20 protein-coding genes and 1 tRNA gene are annotated in these 16,253 nt (G+C 44.8%); 12 read left to right on the forward strand and 9 right to left on the reverse strand.

Annotated features, from left to right (window positions below):
* Window positions 1-20 precede the first annotated feature (20 nt).
* Both GO755_RS42025 and GO755_RS41495 read left to right on the forward strand, forming a co-directional pair.
* The gene (locus tag GO755_RS42025) at window positions 21-479 is read left to right on the forward strand and encodes a hypothetical protein (protein ID WP_317165929.1); all 459 of its coding nucleotides are present in this window, start codon (window positions 21-23) and stop codon (window positions 477-479) included.
* A complete protein-coding gene (locus GO755_RS41495; RefSeq protein ID WP_317165927.1) occupies window positions 386-820 on the forward strand; it encodes a DDE-type integrase/transposase/recombinase in 435 nt (144 codons plus the stop codon). Before GO755_RS42025 ends, GO755_RS41495 begins: the two co-directional genes overlap by 94 nt.
* Window positions 821-1,031: 211 nt before the next feature.
* Here GO755_RS41495 and GO755_RS20770 read toward each other — a convergent pair whose 3' ends face one another.
* A complete protein-coding gene (locus GO755_RS20770) occupies window positions 1,032-1,355 on the reverse strand; it encodes a hypothetical protein (RefSeq protein ID WP_198174883.1) in 324 nt (107 codons plus the stop codon).
* A 313-nt stretch (window positions 1,356-1,668) separates the two neighbouring features.
* Complete coding sequence (locus GO755_RS20775) at window positions 1,669-1,896, reverse strand: hypothetical protein (RefSeq protein ID WP_157587199.1); 228 nt, start codon at window positions 1,894-1,896, stop codon at window positions 1,669-1,671.
* A 729-nt stretch (window positions 1,897-2,625) separates the two neighbouring features.
* Here GO755_RS20775 and GO755_RS41865 point away from each other — a divergent pair.
* The 7 genes from GO755_RS41865 (at window position 2,626) to GO755_RS20810 (ending at window position 6,910) form a co-directional block, all read left to right on the forward strand.
* Entirely contained in the window at window positions 2,626-2,751 is a 126-nt protein-coding gene (locus tag GO755_RS41865) for a hypothetical protein (protein WP_262887023.1), read from the forward strand.
* Window positions 2,752-3,019: 268 nt separating this feature from the next.
* Window positions 3,020-3,802: a DUF2490 domain-containing protein gene (locus tag GO755_RS20785; RefSeq protein ID WP_157587200.1), complete on the forward strand. Its 783-nt coding sequence runs from the start codon at window positions 3,020-3,022 to the stop codon at window positions 3,800-3,802.
* Between the two features lie 481 nt (window positions 3,803-4,283).
* Window positions 4,284-4,508, forward strand: coding sequence for a hypothetical protein (locus GO755_RS20790; protein WP_157587201.1), 225 nt, complete (start codon window positions 4,284-4,286; stop codon window positions 4,506-4,508).
* Between the two features lie 158 nt (window positions 4,509-4,666).
* Window positions 4,667-5,149: a hypothetical protein gene (locus GO755_RS20795; RefSeq protein WP_157587202.1), complete on the forward strand. Its 483-nt coding sequence runs from the start codon at window positions 4,667-4,669 to the stop codon at window positions 5,147-5,149.
* Window positions 5,133-5,480 carry a hypothetical protein gene (locus GO755_RS20800; protein WP_157587203.1) on the forward strand — a complete coding sequence of 116 codons (348 nt, stop codon included), beginning with the start codon at window positions 5,133-5,135 and terminating at the stop codon, window positions 5,478-5,480. The genes GO755_RS20795 and GO755_RS20800 overlap by 17 nt, the downstream gene beginning before the upstream one ends.
* A gap of 151 nt (window positions 5,481-5,631) precedes the next feature.
* Window positions 5,632-6,087: a response regulator gene (locus tag GO755_RS20805; protein ID WP_157587204.1), complete on the forward strand. Its 456-nt coding sequence runs from the start codon at window positions 5,632-5,634 to the stop codon at window positions 6,085-6,087.
* A 280-nt stretch (window positions 6,088-6,367) separates the two neighbouring features.
* Window positions 6,368-6,910, forward strand: a complete 543-nt coding sequence (locus tag GO755_RS20810; protein ID WP_157587205.1) for a hypothetical protein — start codon at window positions 6,368-6,370, stop codon at window positions 6,908-6,910.
* A gap of 199 nt (window positions 6,911-7,109) precedes the next feature.
* Here GO755_RS20810 and GO755_RS20815 read toward each other — a convergent pair whose 3' ends face one another.
* The 5 genes from GO755_RS20815 to GO755_RS20835 form a co-directional block, all read right to left on the reverse strand.
* A complete protein-coding gene (locus GO755_RS20815; RefSeq protein ID WP_157587206.1) occupies window positions 7,110-7,373 on the reverse strand; it encodes a hypothetical protein in 264 nt (87 codons plus the stop codon).
* Between the two features lie 31 nt (window positions 7,374-7,404).
* Window positions 7,405-7,827, reverse strand: a complete 423-nt coding sequence (locus tag GO755_RS20820; RefSeq protein WP_157587207.1) for a hypothetical protein — start codon at window positions 7,825-7,827, stop codon at window positions 7,405-7,407.
* Between the two features lie 610 nt (window positions 7,828-8,437).
* Window positions 8,438-8,884, reverse strand: a complete 447-nt coding sequence (locus tag GO755_RS20825) for a response regulator (protein WP_157587208.1) — start codon at window positions 8,882-8,884, stop codon at window positions 8,438-8,440.
* 463 nt (window positions 8,885-9,347) lie between these two features.
* On the reverse strand, window positions 9,348-9,686 hold the full coding sequence (locus tag GO755_RS20830) for a LytTR family DNA-binding domain-containing protein (protein WP_157587209.1): 339 nt from the start codon (window positions 9,684-9,686) through the stop codon (window positions 9,348-9,350).
* A 342-nt stretch (window positions 9,687-10,028) separates the two neighbouring features.
* Entirely contained in the window at window positions 10,029-10,367 is a 339-nt protein-coding gene (locus GO755_RS20835; protein ID WP_157587210.1) for a hypothetical protein, read from the reverse strand.
* Window positions 10,368-10,827: 460 nt separating this feature from the next.
* Between GO755_RS20835 and GO755_RS20840 the strand changes: the two genes are divergently transcribed.
* Together GO755_RS20840 and GO755_RS20845 are read left to right on the forward strand one after the other, a co-directional pair.
* A complete protein-coding gene (locus GO755_RS20840) occupies window positions 10,828-11,325 on the forward strand; it encodes a helix-turn-helix domain-containing protein (protein WP_157587211.1) in 498 nt (165 codons plus the stop codon).
* A gap of 287 nt (window positions 11,326-11,612) precedes the next feature.
* A complete protein-coding gene (locus tag GO755_RS20845; RefSeq protein WP_317165928.1) occupies window positions 11,613-11,873 on the forward strand; it encodes an integrase core domain-containing protein in 261 nt (86 codons plus the stop codon).
* An 832-nt stretch (window positions 11,874-12,705) separates the two neighbouring features.
* Here GO755_RS20845 and GO755_RS20850 read toward each other — a convergent pair.
* Window positions 12,706-13,911 carry a site-specific integrase gene (locus GO755_RS20850; RefSeq protein WP_157587213.1) on the reverse strand — a complete coding sequence of 402 codons (1,206 nt, stop codon included), beginning with the start codon at window positions 13,909-13,911 and terminating at the stop codon, window positions 12,706-12,708.
* Between the two features lie 91 nt (window positions 13,912-14,002).
* On the opposite strand from GO755_RS20850, the gene GO755_RS20855 reads away from it, so the two are divergent.
* Window positions 14,003-14,114: transfer RNA gene (locus tag GO755_RS20855), tRNA-Phe, on the forward strand.
* 278 nt (window positions 14,115-14,392) lie between these two features.
* Here the strand turns inward: GO755_RS20855 and GO755_RS20860 are convergent.
* Window positions 14,393-16,246, reverse strand: coding sequence for a MutS-related protein (locus GO755_RS20860; protein WP_227687020.1), 1,854 nt, complete (start codon window positions 16,244-16,246; stop codon window positions 14,393-14,395).
* Window positions 16,247-16,253 lie beyond the last annotated feature (7 nt).

The raw sequence follows: 16,253 nt of genomic DNA on the forward strand, positions 1-16,253 counted from the left end.
CAGCGTAGCCGCCCGTCGATGTGGTATTGCTCGATCAACCCTCCAACGATGACGGTCCGCCGTTGCGGATCAAACGACAAGCGGATGAAGGGCTGGCAGACCATTCTCGTAGACCTCATTATTTAGCTCATCAGAAGTTTGATAGCCGACTGGAAGAAGTAGTGCTTCAGATTCGAGACAAGTATAACATCGGGAAAATCCGCATCTCCCCTTTTCTTTTTCAACAGCACTCTATTCAGGTATCGGCTTCAACGGTAGCTCGCATTCTCACTAAGCATCAGCGTGAACCCACCAAACGCTATCGTAAAAATCAACCACCCATTCGCTATTCTCGACCGGACCGGAAGACCAAGTGCAAATGGACGTTTGCAAGATTGAGCCGGGTATTTATCACTACACCGCTATTGATGATTGTAGCCGATTTAAAATCTTACACACTTATCAACGTCGCACAACTACCAACTCAATTGATTTCCTAGACCGTGTATTGGAACAATTCGTTTATCTCATCCAGGGAATACAGACGGATCGAGGGCGAGAATTTTTTGCTTACTGTTTTCAAGAAAAGCTACGGGAGTATTGCATCAAATTCCGACCGATCAAACCCCGTTCATCGCATCTGAATGGCAAAGTAGAGAGGAGTCAGCAGACGGGCTTACAGGAGTTTTACCGAACGGCTGATTTAAAAGATCCTGCTTTAAACGACCGCTTGGCCGAATGGCAGTTTTACTATAATTATCAGGCCCCACAGTTCATTACAAGGCAAAACGCCAGCCCAAGCCGCAGCCGAGAAATCAGCAGGCTCCCCATTTTGGGATGAAGTGGTTGCGAGTTATGACCCCGAAAAAGAGCCTATTCGAGTACAATCGTACAAACGGGACAAGAAGCTTAAGAACTTTCGGAAAAGGGCCAAAACGTAGTTTTATCCTACTTTTTTCCCTTTCCAAGTGTAGCGTATCTATTGAACCACTACAGTCATGCTGAGAGGGAGTTAGAAAGTCAGTGATAGTATCCATGTGGTCTAAATAGGATTAATTCATATGGGAAAGGTAATCATCGGCCAGATCTGGGTAGGAAGTCAGAATGGCCACAATAGTTTGCCAATAATCGCTTAGAAACCAGTGTATCTCCATCGTTGGATCGTCAATCTGCTCAAAGGCATCAATCATATCTCTGTTTTGGAAGGGGTGGGCTTTTGGGATGATAAATTTTAATCCAAAGTAAATGGCGTCGATCTCGGATGAACTAAATTCATGACCTAAGCCGCGTGGCAGAACGCCAGGAAAGACCACTTCGGTCGCGACCAGTGTTTTGATGAATTCCTTCAACAAGTAGATGTTCTTTTGCAGGGGCATCGATATACTGCCAACGGTAAACAGAAGGCTAGGTTTATCGTAACAAAGAGATACTAGGTCACTAAAAGTACCTCTGTTGGACACAGAGGCTGTTTTTCTAGTAGGAAGATACGAATTCACTATTCCCTGAAAGATTAAAGAGTGTCAAATCGATGATATATTAATTAAATGGGGATCAAGCTTTGTAAATCACTCTGCTAGGCTTTTTAATGTCCTTAGAACAGTAATTTTGTTTCTTTGTCTTGGAAGAACTGAGAGGGACTTCCAACCCACTCTACAGTAAAGCCTGGTAGATCAACCTACCAGGCTTTTTTTATATCATTCCTTTATCGTTAATGGATTTCAGATGGAACAATACCTCTCTGTCGGTCAAGGTGTCACCCCAACCCGCAACGATATTGACGACCGCATCATCTAATTTCAATTCATGCAGGCTTAAGGCCATAGTAAATGGCGGCTCAGAGAACAGGTGACTTAAATCGGCCTTTATGCCTTCGGCGCGGCAAATGATCGCGATTTCGTGTCGTATACGGTCGTGCATCTACAGCTATATGCAGTTGGAGCCTTCAAGGACTGTGGAGGGGCAGCTTTTGCAATCGGAATAAGCGCACGGTAGATTGTCAGTAGGTCCCATTAGCGTTCCTGTCAAGCGTTTTAACCGGTAAATGCTTGGCCTGCGAACAGGTTAAGTGCTCGGCTTCAGGATCATAGAGAAAGCCTTCGATTTGTGGTTTATAATTGCCGAAGACGGGTAACCAGCCGCACGGCGGCCCGGCTGTGATGTTCCACTGCTCCAGCAAAGCCTAGTTACCTCCATTGGAGTGGTTGCAACGGCGCCCCGGTCATCTCAGCCAATAGCTCTTCTAAGCGCAGCATCATTAGATCTAGCTGCTACTGAAGCTTCCATGTAAATAGCTAGCTGACGCCGAACGATTTTGTCAATTCTTCAAGAAACTGTATCAGGTTTTAAATCTACTTGAGTACATGAAACAGTTGCACAAACATACCACGTTAGTAGTACGTTTGTGCAACTAATAGATCAATGGTCTTACGAAATGACCGCTTAATAAGCTTCTCTTTTCACCAGTATCTGTGCACTTTCATTTGACAACGTACACCTATAACTACGATGAATTTTGATAAGTCACTGGCTAAACAGCTTGGGTCTAAAGGGATTTGGGTAAAAGGCCTTGCACCAGGCCCTATCTAGACACCCTTGCAGCCCAGCGGTGGGGTCACGGCGGAAAAAGTAAAAAACTTTGGTGGCAATATGCCACTTGGTCGACCTGGACAACCTGCCGAACTAGCCTCCATTTATGTACAGCTGGCTGTTAGCGATGGGAGCTATGCTACGGGCCAGGTATATGGAGCCGCTGGTGGTGCCGGTCAACCCTAATTGGTAATACCTACCGAATCTAGCGAAGCCGTGGTTAGTTTAAGCTGACCCGGCTTTTTTTGTGGTAGGAATTTAACAACTGAACGGGATGATAAGGCTTACCCGCGTTTTGGCCGCCTGATGAGGCAACACCAGTTGAGAACGTAATGAGGATGAACGTATAGGTAGTGGCTCCTAAACGCGCTCATTATAACAGATTAAAGAACTCCAATGCCGGGTCAGTGGTTAGTTACTGAGGACAGCTTATACCGTTCCAATGTCTTGCCTTATGCGACAGTTTGTCTATCTACTTATTCTACTCTATTTGACGCTATCAACTTGCTTTGGGCAAACACCACGGTTGACTGATGCAAACGCATTAGGATGGTTTGTTTATACGGGCGATCATCAGATTAGCCCCAAATGGGCAGTCCATACCGAATATCAGTGGCGTCGAGCTGGCGGGTGGTTAGAAGCCCCCCAGCAGCACCTGGCCCGGTTGGGTTTAGTACGCTTGCTAACCGACCGTCTGAAGGTATCGGGTGGCTATACTTATTTTCAAAGTCATCGGTATGGAGGGTATCCCGAAGTGATAGGCCGCCCAGAACCAGAAAACCGTATTTATGAAGACATTACCTTAAAAGACCAGCTAGGTCGTTTAGGACTTGACCAGCGCGTCCGGCTAGAGCAGCGTTGGTTGGGCTCACGTGACCAAACCGGGGAAGGCCCTGTGCAGAAGTGGGACTATCAACACCGCATCCGCTATCAACTGTCTTTGGAGCTCCCCCTCCAGGGATCTACGGTTGATGATGGGGAGTGGTACTTGAATGCTTTTGATGAGCTGTTTATTGGTTTTGGAAAAAACGTGGACGACAATGTCTTTAATCAAAACCGGCTCTCGGGCGGGCTGGGCTACCAGTTTACGAATAACGCCAAATTGGAACTGAACTACCTCTATCAGATCCGTCAACACGCTAATCCTGATGCGGTTGTCAAGCGGTCTGTGGTCGAGCTTAATCAGGGCTTTCGGTTGAATGTCGTTTATAACCTGGATTTTACCAGAGCCCCCTAGACGGCCCGTGCAGAGCTGAGACCTGATGGTTTTCTATGCCAATACTTAGTATCAGGCATCAGTTTACTTCGGCTAAGGCATCATCCAGAATCGCCGTGATGTTATATAGTCATGGCCATCGGCGATGCGCACTTCACGCGCCGTTTCCTGCACGATTCTGCAATGTGACCCATTTTCGAAGTACGAAAAAAAGCTACGTAAAAACACGGATATGTTAAGGATCGGCCTATTTAGGCATTAAAGTGGATTTACATTTTTATACTTTACTTTCCAAAGTACGAAAAGTGCCTCATCCATACTCGCATAAAACCTACCTTGTATCAGCCCATAAGCTGTCTGGGATCCACTTCAACTGCCCCTAAAGGAAAAGTCTATCAACCATCATATAGAGTGATGATAGCGATCATTGCTAGACAATTCATCAAGGCCCATTTTTGCTAAATAATTATAGGATCAAATTCTTTATAAATAGTTTAGCAATATGGTTGTTCAGGTTGGTAAGCTCAAGGGGCCATTTCGAGGCTTTAATAATCGACAAACACGCTTTACCTTTTCTAATGGGACAACTTGGCGACAAGACCAGCCTAAGTATTTTTATTTCTATGCCGCTAACCCTCGGGCACGAGTGATTTATCAGGAAAATGGTACTTACAGCTTAGAAATAGATGGGACGGATGAAACGGTCCAGGTAATCCCGGAAGTCTAACCCAATCTATATAAACCTGTTTTGGTTGGTTCAGAAGCTCTTTAGAATCCGTTAGAGACTCACCGGATAGTCTAGCTAGATAATCAGTTCGTACTGAGTCCCTTCTCCGCTCCTGTTGTCTAAGCTGTCGGTCAAGCCACTCCAAAACTACAGCGTTAATGATTCAGGTAGATGTGAAACACAATGCTGAAGTGCGTCAGCGATTTGTAACTGATTATAGTTCGATAAAGAACCAGATACTGTCTTTGCAAAACCTCAATAATCAAATCTCAGTCAAGCTATATTCATTACTAGAAAAGAATAAAGCGATACAGGCGAAATGTTTTACAGGCATCTATCCGCCTACCTATACTTTCTTTTGTAATGTCTACGCGCCCAAACTATGGGAGTTTATTTTAAGCACCCACCTACCCAATTCACAGGCAGAAGCGATTTTGATTAACACGCTGATAAAAGCCTGGCAGCAATTTGATCCCCATACACTTCGGGAAAAACATCTTTTTTCCCGACTGCTGAGGTTGGCTTGCAGTGAAGGGTTGCCCACGGATTGTCTGAAAGCTATTTTGCAAGCCGAACAGATAGTAGAGAACAACTGCATCAATTTACACCCTTATCCCTCAGCTAATGAAACTTTCTCTTAGACCCGTTGAGATTCCCTTTATGGTCGGAGATACCGTCTGGGTGGATCAACCCTTTGGAGGCACCCATGAATTTCCCTATTTTCAAGGCATCATCCTGCAAATTATCTTAGATGGTAGTCTAGCCAATACCCTCCTGATTCGACAGCGAACAGAAACGCATGAATTAGTGGTGGGTAGTGCGATCTATGGTCTTAAGCCCATTGGGGAACATGCTGGCTCCCCCAGAGTCAATGTAAACGTGCAGCTTGATCCACCACAGACTAGTTTATTCGAGACCAAACAAGACCCGTTGGATCATCAAAATCAATCTGATCGAGCAGCCACTCTCTAAAAAAATGCTGACGTTATCAGCATTTTAATCTAACCCATAAGAGCTTGCCTAAGTAGACGATCAACCTAGAAAGTGCTTTTTGAAGTCGAATGTTCATTTATTTCCTTCTGGGCAATCGTAGGATTGCCATAAACAACTTAACCCATCCCTTTTGAAATCAGCTCCTATCCGCCCAAATCAATCATTTTATGAATTCATTGCGACCGCTAACCCAGACGATCAGCTTTTAATCGCTCAAAGTTTACGCGGCTCCATGCCTACAGTTCGATTAAACTATGCCCAGACACCTGAACAGACACTACAGTGTCTAGTCGACTATACCGCCGAGTATTATAATTTCCCCCGGCTACTCATCCTGGATTTAGCGATTGCCGAGGAGCAACTTGCCTGGCAATTGCTCGAAGCGATCCGGGTTCATTATCCAACATTGACCATTGTCATGACCAGTTTGGACCACCGCTCAGAAACAAGGCGCCAAGCCTATACATTGGGGGCTCATGCCTTTATCAGTAAATCAAGGGATTGGGCTCAGTGGAAAGAGCAGGTAGATGGATTAGCGCATTATTGGCTTAAGCTTGCTATTCTGGCTGGACAACCCCTGTTTTGAGTTAATTTTTACGAGCGGTGCGAAACGACAATCCTATCGCTCCCAACTCTGAACCCACTAGTTTCAGACCGTCACGATACCCGCTCTGTATTTCCATAAGTCAGCTAGGCCCAATCGAAATTCTCGTCAGCGACGCTAACCAGGACTCTTCCTGGTCGAATTAATCAGAAGCCTAGGTACCACTGCCTCACTTTGCTCGAACATAGTTCTTTCTAGTAGGGTTGGTTTGTAACCAACTAGGCTTTCTTAGTTGGTTTACGCAACAAAACCCAATAGTCTCATGATTAGTCAAACAGACAATACCAGCTTGACCAGTTCTTCATCTACCGAATCTTCTACCCTAATGACGACTATTTTTGCCGATCATGACGCGGCTGAGACGGCGTATAATGAGCTGTTAGCTCATGGTTTTTCGCCAACTGAGGTAAATGTCGTTATGACGGATGAAACCCGTAAACAGAATTTTGAGCCTAGTAGCTCGGATAATTCTGCGTTAACGGATAAAGCCATGGAGGGTGCTGGCAAAGGATCTGCTATTGGGGGTACGCTGGGAGCGGTAGCCGCTGCTATAGCAGCAATAGGCACGACGCTGGCTTTACCAGGCTTGGGCTTACTGATTGCGGGTCCCTTGGCGGCTGGCTTAGCGGGTGCTGGTGCAGGGGGTCTAGCGGGTGGCTTAATCGGTGCTTTAGTCAATTCGGGTATTCCGGAAGAAACAGCCAAAGCCTATGAATCGGGGCTGAAAAGTGGAGGTATCGTGGTCGGAGTCCATCCTAGGGATGAAGCGGATAAACTGTATTTGACTCAACAAGGCTTCCATTGAGGCTAAGCTTGTCAGGAAACTGAAGAGTGATTTGAATCGGATAAATCGCTCACTCAATAAATTCTTTCTCAGTAAAATAGAACGGCTCTATCTGGGCCGTTCTGTTTTACTGGATTAATTCAACTAAATATCAATTCCGATTAATTAACGCTCATAACAAAAAAGGCTGACCTGAGCCAGTATTTTTGATTACTATCTGCTACGATCTCTTATCTGGCAGGGAGATATATATCAGAAAAGAGTTTGGATAGGAACAATGGTGAGCAGGTGCCAGCTCGATTTCATGGTTCAAAACACCTAGTTTCAGTAAGGAAGATTTTAGCTTAGCGAAGCTTTTGGGCTCCTTGGGCGTGCTGGGAACAACCCAGCCTACTTTGCCATCCGGAATCTGATCGTGGTGTAAAAACCAACAGCCACTCGACTCCAGTTTTTCAAGAACAAGTCGGTACGAATCGTAAGTCATCCATTAAGCTGGGTTATTTTAGCAAAGGGACTTACCCCCCAATGAGTTTTTTGAATTGACTGTACTCTACCGGGTTCATGTCCGAAATATTCATACTCAATAAGCGATCAATGGGCTTGCGCCGTTCAAAAAAAATCTGACTACTCCTAGCCGACTTATAGCTCATCAGTAACTCATTCAGTTGAATTGTATGGCGCATCACTAGTAACAGGGTACGCCGTGGGTTATTTTCACTGGGGTCCCACAGGTCAGCCTTGACATAGCCACCGAGCCCTGTCTGTTGCTTGAGGGTTTGCCTGTAGCGAAGCAGCTTTTGAATAGCGGGAAAAATCACGGTTAACTCCGCTGGTGAATAGATGGCGAATTTATGCTGCTCGGTCAATTCAAGATTGATGGCTCGCTGGAGATAGGCTTGAATGGCGTCTATCTCTTCGCTGCTTATAGCAGATTCCATTTGTTGTTTCTTTAAAGAGTTGTAGCTGTTGCCTAGTAACTCAACTAATTAACTTACGAAGAAAAGAACCTTAGCGATTGAGTGACCTTCTAGTTTAATCGCTTATTCATTTTTGGAGCACTATCCTTGCCAGGAGTTAATGCATACCGTGTATTCGGCTACTCGCTTTCCTGAGCCCCTGATTGACGTCCCGAAGAGCACTTTGACCGAATGACCCTTTCGGAAAGCCGTCTCAGTGCTGGTTTGACCATAAGGCCCTTGAATTAGCAAGTCTTTAAATCTCATCTGCTCCTCAACGGATAAGCCAGATAAGTCAGTTTGGTGAACTCGTTGTTCATATCGTTGGGAGTACGCCCCTCAGATGGCGAAAAGCGTTAAGTTGCGTAAGCGTGCTTAGCGTTCGCCACAAAAGGGGTTAGCAAGTTGATGGACTATTTTCCCCCTTTAAGGCTATGGACTAAGGATAATAGGTAGTTAGATAAGGATTCATACTGAAAAAGGCCAACGGCCAGTAAGAGCACGATAAGTAGACCTGCTAGCATGAACAGCCTTTTTACCGGCTTTCCAAATGGTTTATTCACGAGAAATTGCTTTTGTTGAGTAGGGGAAACTAGTTAATTATTTCGTCTAAGATACTGGGCAAGGGAGAGGGTGTTTGAACAGTCTCGAACCAGTATACGTGTAAATTTTGGGCTAGGGCATTCAAGCCATCAAAGTCACTAGGTTTGGTTAAAAAGCTATTCGCCCCAAGCGCATATGCTTTATCTATATCTTCCTGGTGATCGGAAGTGGTTAAGATCACAATGGGTACATGACGATAGCGAGATGAGCCTTTCAGGTGATCGAGCATTTCAAAGCCATCTAGAAAAGGCATATTCAAATCCAGAAGAATTAGCTCAGGTAAGACCGGGTTGTTTTCAATACAGCCAAGCCCTTCCAGCCCATTGGAGGCCAACTGGATTCTATAGCGAACGGAAACCCGCTCAAATGCCATCCTGATAAACAATTGATCATCGGGGTCGTCATCGACCACTAGTATGTTGTACATCTTCTTCATAGTCTATAGTTGACGAAGTGAAAACGAAAAGAGACTAAGTGTGAATTACCCGTTCAGCCTTAAAATAGCTTTTGGGCCATCCATGGATAAGCCAATGTCACCAGGTGGGAAAGAAGCTGTTTTCCGCTAAGCGTAGGGCGGTCAAATTACTGCCAGGCTGTGGTCAGGGCAGTGATCACTACTGCCTGGGGAATTAGTAAAATAAGGTCCCATTGTTTAGGCGCGTAGGTATCGTAAAAAGGGGCATAGGCTAGTGGATATAGAGCAGCAAGACATTTAGTGAGCCAATCAAACGATAGATTGTAAAATGATAAAAAATGAGAATTTAGGCTACATATCGCAAGCTATTTCCAGTCATTTAGAGGTACAAATGAATGAAGTTATACGGAACATTTTTTTCTAGAGCTTACTTGGCTCAACTCTAAACTGGTATACTAAAACGAGTGATTCGCAATCTGACGGATTAACCTGCTACCTGAATTTGATTTAGTAATTGGCGTACCCCTAACAAACGCCGTCTGGCAATTTCAAGCTGTGCATTGTCTACCATAACAATGTAACTCGTTGTTTTAGAGTTGTTGCCCGGTCTATAGAATGAAATGTATGTTTGATTAATCAGCGCCTTTTTATGCACCCTAAGAAAATGAGGCCATTGATTAACAAACCATTTTAGGGTTCGGCAGGACATAATTACCTCGCCGTTCAACATATGCAAATAGCAATAATTAATGTTGCCAATGAGGTAGAGCACCTCCTGTGGGTTATAAGAATGCTCTCCGCGTTTACCCAGAAGTCGTTTCATAATGTATAAACCATATTGAGTCAGTACCTTTCAAGCGATTAGTGAATTGGTTTAGTAGAATAGAGCCCTACGAATCTCCGTATGCAAAAGGCCCTATGGAGGAAAACAAAGCCCTTATCCAAACATTTAATTAGTCAGGGGTTATACTTAATAAAGGGAAATTGATGGGTGGCTCCGTAGGGTTGATCGACCCGGACCATAGCCCCAACCATGAACAGAATTTCAACCGGTGTAAGAAATAGTTTCATCAACAGAAGGAGATTGATTAAAATCGAAGAACCAAGCTAGTGATATTCATTAACGAGTTCACTTAAAACGAGTTAGTCATTTTTCTAGGGCTCGCTACCAGTCCCCATCCGGTTTTATTTCGTTGAGCGTCCCTGACCCAATCAAGATATAGTCATCAAAGCTGCCCCTCACTGGCAGTCCTTTGGCCACTACTTCGGTAAAGGCTTTGTCACGAAAGCGGTTCTTCTTGAGTCTATCTGCCCAGACATAACTAGCGATACTGATTTTTAGAAACTCATCAGCCTGTTGAGCGGAGTAATAAAAATCGTACTGTTGAGGCGGTACAGACTGGATTCGGGTACTGTCATTGGCAACCCGCACCGCTGTCTGGCTATGAGCGGGCGTCGGAGTCAGGGCTAGATTGAGGCCCACTACGAAGAAAAGAAGTTTCATAATCGACTGTTGTTTACAAAGAGATTAGGGCAAAACAAGTCTCGCTGGCGTAGGTAACCACTCTAAAAACGGGTCGGGAAAGAGCCGTTAGTTCGTCAAGCAAGGAAGCGTTTATGGTGGTGGCTGCCAATGGGTAGGTGAATCAAGGCAGCTGTGAGTAGGTCAATAAGAAACCAAAAGTAAGTTGTTGTTGTGAAGCAATCTATGTCCGGCATCATGGCCCAAGCTGATGGTTATCAACTTAACAAATGACGAGCTGAATCGTTGGCAAGTCCGATTCTGCCTATAAGGAATCGCTTTGCTGAATCGTAGCGGGTGGCATCATAGTGGCCAGTGGCAGCATGGGTCATACCACTGAGATCCCCAATGAATAAATCGCTTTTTAACAGTGAAAAACATCTTGACTTGGTTTTGTGCAATTCGGCAAAAATGAAAACTTTGTGTTTGGAAGTACGAAATTTTGAGTTTAGAAAAACGACATACACATGACCCAGTCCGAAAAGATAGCGGACGCCGCGCGGAGATCATTACGTTGGTCGAACAATCGTCCCTGAGCGTTAAAGCCATCCTGAAGGAGTTAGGTATCAATCGCTCGACGTTTTATCAGTGGTATAAACGCTATTTGCAGAATGGCTATGATGGCTTGGCCGATCCGGCTTATCGGCGGACCAGTACTTGGAATCAATTACCACCCGCTGAAAAAGGCCGCGTAGTGGAGCTAGCCCTAGAAAAGCCCGACCTGTCATGTCGAGAATTAGCTTGCTATATTGTTGATAACGAAGGTTGGTTTGTCCCAGAGTCAACAGTCTATCGTATCCTGAAAAGTCGGGGCTTAATTACGACTCCCGTTTATCGACTCATGGAAGCGGCCGACCAGTTCTATAACCCGACTACAGCGCCCAACCAGCTCTGGCAGACCGACTTTACCGCACGGGCGGCCCCGCTATTTCAAAATTAAGCACTGGGGTTGGTACTACCTCTCGACGGTACTGGATGACTACTCGCGCTACATTTTAGTGTGGGAACTTTGTCCAGGTATGTAGGCTATGGACGTGGAGCGAACCCTGCAAGCGGCTCTAAAGGCTAGCAGTCTGAAAAGCGGGCAAAGGCCCCGCATGCTTTCGGACAACGGGTCAGCCTATGTGTCTAGGCATCTGAAGCAATATTTGAAAGGGGAAAGCATTGAGCATATTCGCAGTGCGCCCTTTCACCCCATGACGCAACCGAGCCGCCGGAGCGGGCAAAATCGAGCGCTATCACCGATCGATGAAAAATGTGCTGTTATTGGAGCACTACTATAGTCCAGATGAACTGAGAGAACGCTTAACGGAGTGGGTGGGTTATTACAATCATCAGCGGTATCATGAATCGCTAGATAATGTACGACCCGCCGACGCTTACTGGGTCCATCAAGACCAGATTTTGGCCGAACGCCAAAAAACTAAACAACTATCAATGCTGAAACGACGGAAAAGTCATATTTTTCAGCGCGTCCAAAGTGGCTAAAACCATATCTTCTCTTTTCACCCGTATCTGTCCACTTTCGGTTGACGATATACATATTGTAGTCTTTTAGGGTCTAAAGTCCGAGAAAAAATGTAAATAAAGAACGGGAAAAATAGCCTTTCGGTAAAGGTATTTTTCCCATTCTTTATGCGCTCTACATGTGGCAATTTTACCGCTGTTTACTCTGATTTTCTTTCAGAGTTACTTTGTAACTTAGTCTGCACTGCAAAATGGGACCAAACACGGTGGTTTGTCCAGCTCATTGGCAGATTCAAAAAGCCAAACCTTTCTGAACCACAATCCACTATCACTAGCTAGGGGTAGAATTTGCTACAAGGCAAGGTCAAAAAATAGGGCAAAAATGATTATACCTGTTTCTTTATGATACCAATTTTCTGAACTAAGATTTGACTACACACGGCTTTGATAGGTAAGTGATGAATTATTCGGTCAGTCGGTGCTGTACATTCTCACAGAATTATCCATGAGGATTTATGTAAGATTCTGCAAATTTACCCAAATTACGAAAAGCACTCTTTAATCTCTTTTCAAAAATGTTAATTAAGTGCGTTTTACAGACGCATGAGGTTCGTAAAACTCACTTAGGTAACTAGAACTAGAGTGATGGCTTTGCTCGCTATCAAGCTGAAGACGTACAGTATCGACTTACCGACAGGAAAAAATGGCCCGGGACTAGAAGCCCAAGAAGAAGGCTATCATGTTACGAACTACTTTACCGAGAATGAGAGTGGGAAGAAAAACAGCAATTGTTCTTTCTGTTCGTAGGCATATAGGGTTAGGGAATGATTATGCCTATACGCACCTTGGCGGGCTAAGAGTTTAGCACTTTATCGAGGGCATCATCCGCATCCTTGTTTATGAAAGCCGCTTGATAACCGAGCGTTGTGGTAACATTTGAATGCCGGTAAAGCTTTTGCAACATTTGAATGGGGATTTTATCGCCTGCTTCCGTCGCAAAAGAGTGACGTGCAATATGCATGGTGAGTTTCTTGGTGATATTTGCGGCAGGGGCAACATCCCTTTTCAGGCATTTATCAATGGCACTGGTTTTGAAAGCGATGGTGCGCTCAAGGACAAATTGATCTGTAACATCTACGTCTTTTAGCTCCGGGAAAATGAAGTCGTCGTTCTGTTTTTTGAAAGGCTTATACTGCATTAAAATTGCATTGGCCTTTTCAGGAACCTTCAATGTCCCAACTTTATCATTTTTACCCATCACATAGATAAGGCGGCCATCTTGAATATCATTCCACCGTAATCGCAGCACATCCGACACGCGCATGCCAGCGAAATAATAGGCAAAAAGCCAAAGATTGCGGCAGTGATTGGGTCTTTCTGCCAAGTGCACTGTTTCAAGGTTTTTAATTTCAGCCGGGCTCAATCCGACCTTACCGGATTCAGGGAATTTGATAACCATCTTATCCTTACCAAAAGGGGAGCTATCCTCCTTTATCAGCTTATGTCTCTTAGCGTGACTGAAAACCGAGCGCACCATAGAAAGGTGGTTCATGGCCGATCTCTCAGACAGTTTCAACGTGTTTTTGATATAAGCTTTAAAAGCTTCAAGCGTTGAAACTTCGATTTCCGGGAAAGCAATATCTCGTTTTAAAAATTCTTTGAAGTGTTTGACTCTCGGTTTATCGGCAGTGTATTGATTGTATTTTCCGGCAGTTTTAAGGCCTGAGAGATATAAGTCTGCCTGATGAAAAAATAGCGCAACGGGGGCCTTCTTCTGGCTTCTCTTGATATGATTTGCTGTGACCTCTTGCTTTTCCGTTTCAAGCTCAATGGCTTTGCCGCTTAATTCGGCAAGGCGCTTGGCAATAAGATTGTTAAGCCGTACAGAGTTTGGATAGTTTTTGCGAACGCATCCTTGAGCAGAGTCCCATTGGTCTAGCGTGACACTATATCCAATAGGCTCATAGTTCGTCTTGCGGTTCTTAGTGATCCTAATCACGATGGGAAAAGTCCCATCCTTTTTTTGATCGGGTTTGATGACTGCTTTGATCGTTGCCATGATCAAAGTTACAAAAAAGATTCGTAAACTATTCGTAAACAAACCGCGTTTTTACTTGAATTCATATGGATACATATAAGACCAATCCAGCAGATAAGTAGTTGATTATTAGCCCTATACATATCTTAAAACGCAACAGAGGTACTTAAATCAAAGGACTGAAAATCCTTGTGTCGGCGGTTCGATTCCGTCCATCACCACCACCCTAGCGTCAAGCCTTCTCAACTGAGAAGGCTTTTTTATTTCCTCTATACTACTTCCATTTGCAATTAGTTGACCTTTCAGCATGCCTTTTTAGCAATTATAAAAAAACAGTATGCTTGCATACTGTTTTTCATTGAGGCAAATATACTGCTTTCGTACTATCTAACAAGTACTCATAGAGGTTGTTTTGGCTTTATAGAAAGCTCCTAAACCTAGTGTAAGATTGCGATTTTCGCCTGGTCAAAAATTTAAATAGTAAGGCATGCAAGGAATGCCTTTACTTCTTAACAACATCCATCTCAATGCCAATAGCTTTCATTAGCTGACTGGCATTGAAACTTTCACAGATGCCATTACGGAGCTTGTAATCGAATACAAGTTCGCCATCGTGTAAGTCAGATTGAAAATGGAAGTTGCGTACAAAATTATCGGCATCTGTAAGCTGACCCAATTCGAGATCGTGGGTCGAAACAAAGCCAGAAGCAGTCGTTTGGTGTAGTTGCCTAATGAGTGCTTCCGCTCCTCGGTGGCGATCAGCAGAATTCGTTCCTTTTAGAATTTCATCCAAGAAATAGAGAACTGGTAGGCGATCCTGCGGCAAGCGACTCTGATCAGTAGATGTGATTGGCTTTGTGAGGCCAATGAGTGTTTGAAGCCGTTTTAATTCAGCATAGAACGATGATGTGCTTTCTTCTAGTGAGTCCTGTGTTCGCATACTCGTAAATACCCGAACAGGTGAACACCAGAATCGATCGGCGCTTACAACGGCACCTGCCAGTGCCAGCACGACATTGGCACCAATAGTGCGTAGGAACGTGCTTTTCCCTGACATATTTGAGCCTGTAATCAACACTGTCTGCCCGGCACCACTCAATGTAAGTGAATTGGCAACGCTACGATCGGGGGGTAATAATGGGTGAGATGCCTGCGTAAAATCCAACAGGAACTCGTCGTCAACAATGTCGGGGGTTGTGTACGTCGGATTCGCATAAGCAAACCCAGCCAAACTATTGAGTGCTTCTAGTTCACCGAGTGCTTTGAACCAACGACTAAGATCGGGGCCGTACTGCTGTCGCCAGCGTTCGAGCCGGAACAAGTAATGAATATCCCACAAACTAGCGATTCCAAACAAGAGAAAGAAATAGGGATTTCGTCGGTAATTTAATCCTTCGGTTAGCTGACTAAGTTGGCCAATTGCTTCGGATGCCGAGCGATCTTTGGACGTCAATGCCTCCCGAATAGCTCGTAGGCGAACTGAATCGCCCTGCACTTGTTCTGCCTGCTTAATGAGCGACTGAAATGCCCGCAAAGCCGCCGAAATTTCGAATGTTTGTTCGCTTGCGTCTTTGGTCTTTGCCGCTGTTTGACTAAGTATCAAGCCATGAACAGCTAAACTAACTAATACAGCTGTGCCAGGTACGTAACCCAATAGCCAAGCCACGAATAAACCCAGTGTAATGGCTGGAAATAAAAATCGGACAACATTCAAATAGCCAGGCAAAGGTGAAGTTTCTGCTATTGCCCACTTAATCAATGCATCGGGCGAGCGGCCAATGGTTTCTTCTATGTCTGCCAGAGCTTCAAGTTGCTGTCTCCAATCGATTTGGGGCTTTAGTTCAGTAGCAGCTTGTTGGCGAAGTCGAATCGCATCAGGGTTGGATGGTACCTTGAGCCATGTTGCCAGTCGGCTCTGGCCTTCATACGTATGTGTACGGTTAAGAAGACGGAAAAGCGAATGCTTACCAAATACGTCTAAATCACCTGAATAATGGTGTGTTGGGCTACCAAATAAATCGCCCGTTTCGGGGCGTAGATACTGGCGTTTAAGTCGGGCAGCTTCGTCCTGGTTAATAAAAACCAGCTGATGGCTCAGATCGCGCTCACGCCGAACGGATTGGTGTTTTTTCAATAGTATCAAAAAGCCAACTATGCCAGTTAAAAAAGCAACTACGGCCCCAAGTTGATAATCAAGTCGAATGAGGAGCCAAACAGCTGCAACACTGCCTATAAACCAGACAAGCCGCCAAAAAGCCAGTTGGTTATGCTGACGTTGGGCGGCTTGTTCGGCCTTACTAAATTGCTGTTGACGGTCTTGAAAAGTGGTTTCGGGAGTCATTCTATTTTTTGTCATGCTGACG

The sequence above is a fragment of the Spirosoma arboris genome, from assembly GCF_009754945.1.
In the GTDB taxonomy this organism is placed as follows: domain Bacteria; phylum Bacteroidota; class Bacteroidia; order Cytophagales; family Spirosomataceae; genus Spirosoma; species Spirosoma arboris.

Coding starts and splice junctions, on each gene's coding strand:
- GO755_RS20770 (WP_198174883.1), bottom strand. CDS start 1,355: ATGCCCCTGCAAAAGAACATCTACTTGTTGAAGGAATTCATCAAAACA.
- GO755_RS20775 (WP_157587199.1), bottom strand. CDS start 1,896: ATGCACGACCGTATACGACACGAAATCGCGATCATTTGCCGCGCCGAA.
- GO755_RS41865 (WP_262887023.1), top strand. CDS start 2,626: ATGCCACTTGGTCGACCTGGACAACCTGCCGAACTAGCCTCCATTTAT.
- GO755_RS20785 (WP_157587200.1), top strand. CDS start 3,020: ATGCGACAGTTTGTCTATCTACTTATTCTACTCTATTTGACGCTATCA.
- GO755_RS20790 (WP_157587201.1), top strand. CDS start 4,284: ATGGTTGTTCAGGTTGGTAAGCTCAAGGGGCCATTTCGAGGCTTTAAT.
- GO755_RS20795 (WP_157587202.1), top strand. CDS start 4,667: ATGATTCAGGTAGATGTGAAACACAATGCTGAAGTGCGTCAGCGATTT.
- GO755_RS20800 (WP_157587203.1), top strand. CDS start 5,133: ATGAAACTTTCTCTTAGACCCGTTGAGATTCCCTTTATGGTCGGAGAT.
- GO755_RS20810 (WP_157587205.1), top strand. CDS start 6,368: ATGATTAGTCAAACAGACAATACCAGCTTGACCAGTTCTTCATCTACC.
- GO755_RS20815 (WP_157587206.1), bottom strand. CDS start 7,373: ATGACTTACGATTCGTACCGACTTGTTCTTGAAAAACTGGAGTCGAGT.
- GO755_RS20820 (WP_157587207.1), bottom strand. CDS start 7,827: ATGGAATCTGCTATAAGCAGCGAAGAGATAGACGCCATTCAAGCCTAT.
- GO755_RS20825 (WP_157587208.1), bottom strand. CDS start 8,884: ATGAAGAAGATGTACAACATACTAGTGGTCGATGACGACCCCGATGAT.
- GO755_RS20830 (WP_157587209.1), bottom strand. CDS start 9,686: ATGAAACGACTTCTGGGTAAACGCGGAGAGCATTCTTATAACCCACAG.
- GO755_RS20835 (WP_157587210.1), bottom strand. CDS start 10,367: ATGAAACTTCTTTTCTTCGTAGTGGGCCTCAATCTAGCCCTGACTCCG.
- GO755_RS20850 (WP_157587213.1), bottom strand. CDS start 13,911: ATGGCAACGATCAAAGCAGTCATCAAACCCGATCAAAAAAAGGATGGG.
- GO755_RS20860 (WP_227687020.1), bottom strand. CDS start 16,246: ATGACAAAAAATAGAATGACTCCCGAAACCACTTTTCAAGACCGTCAA.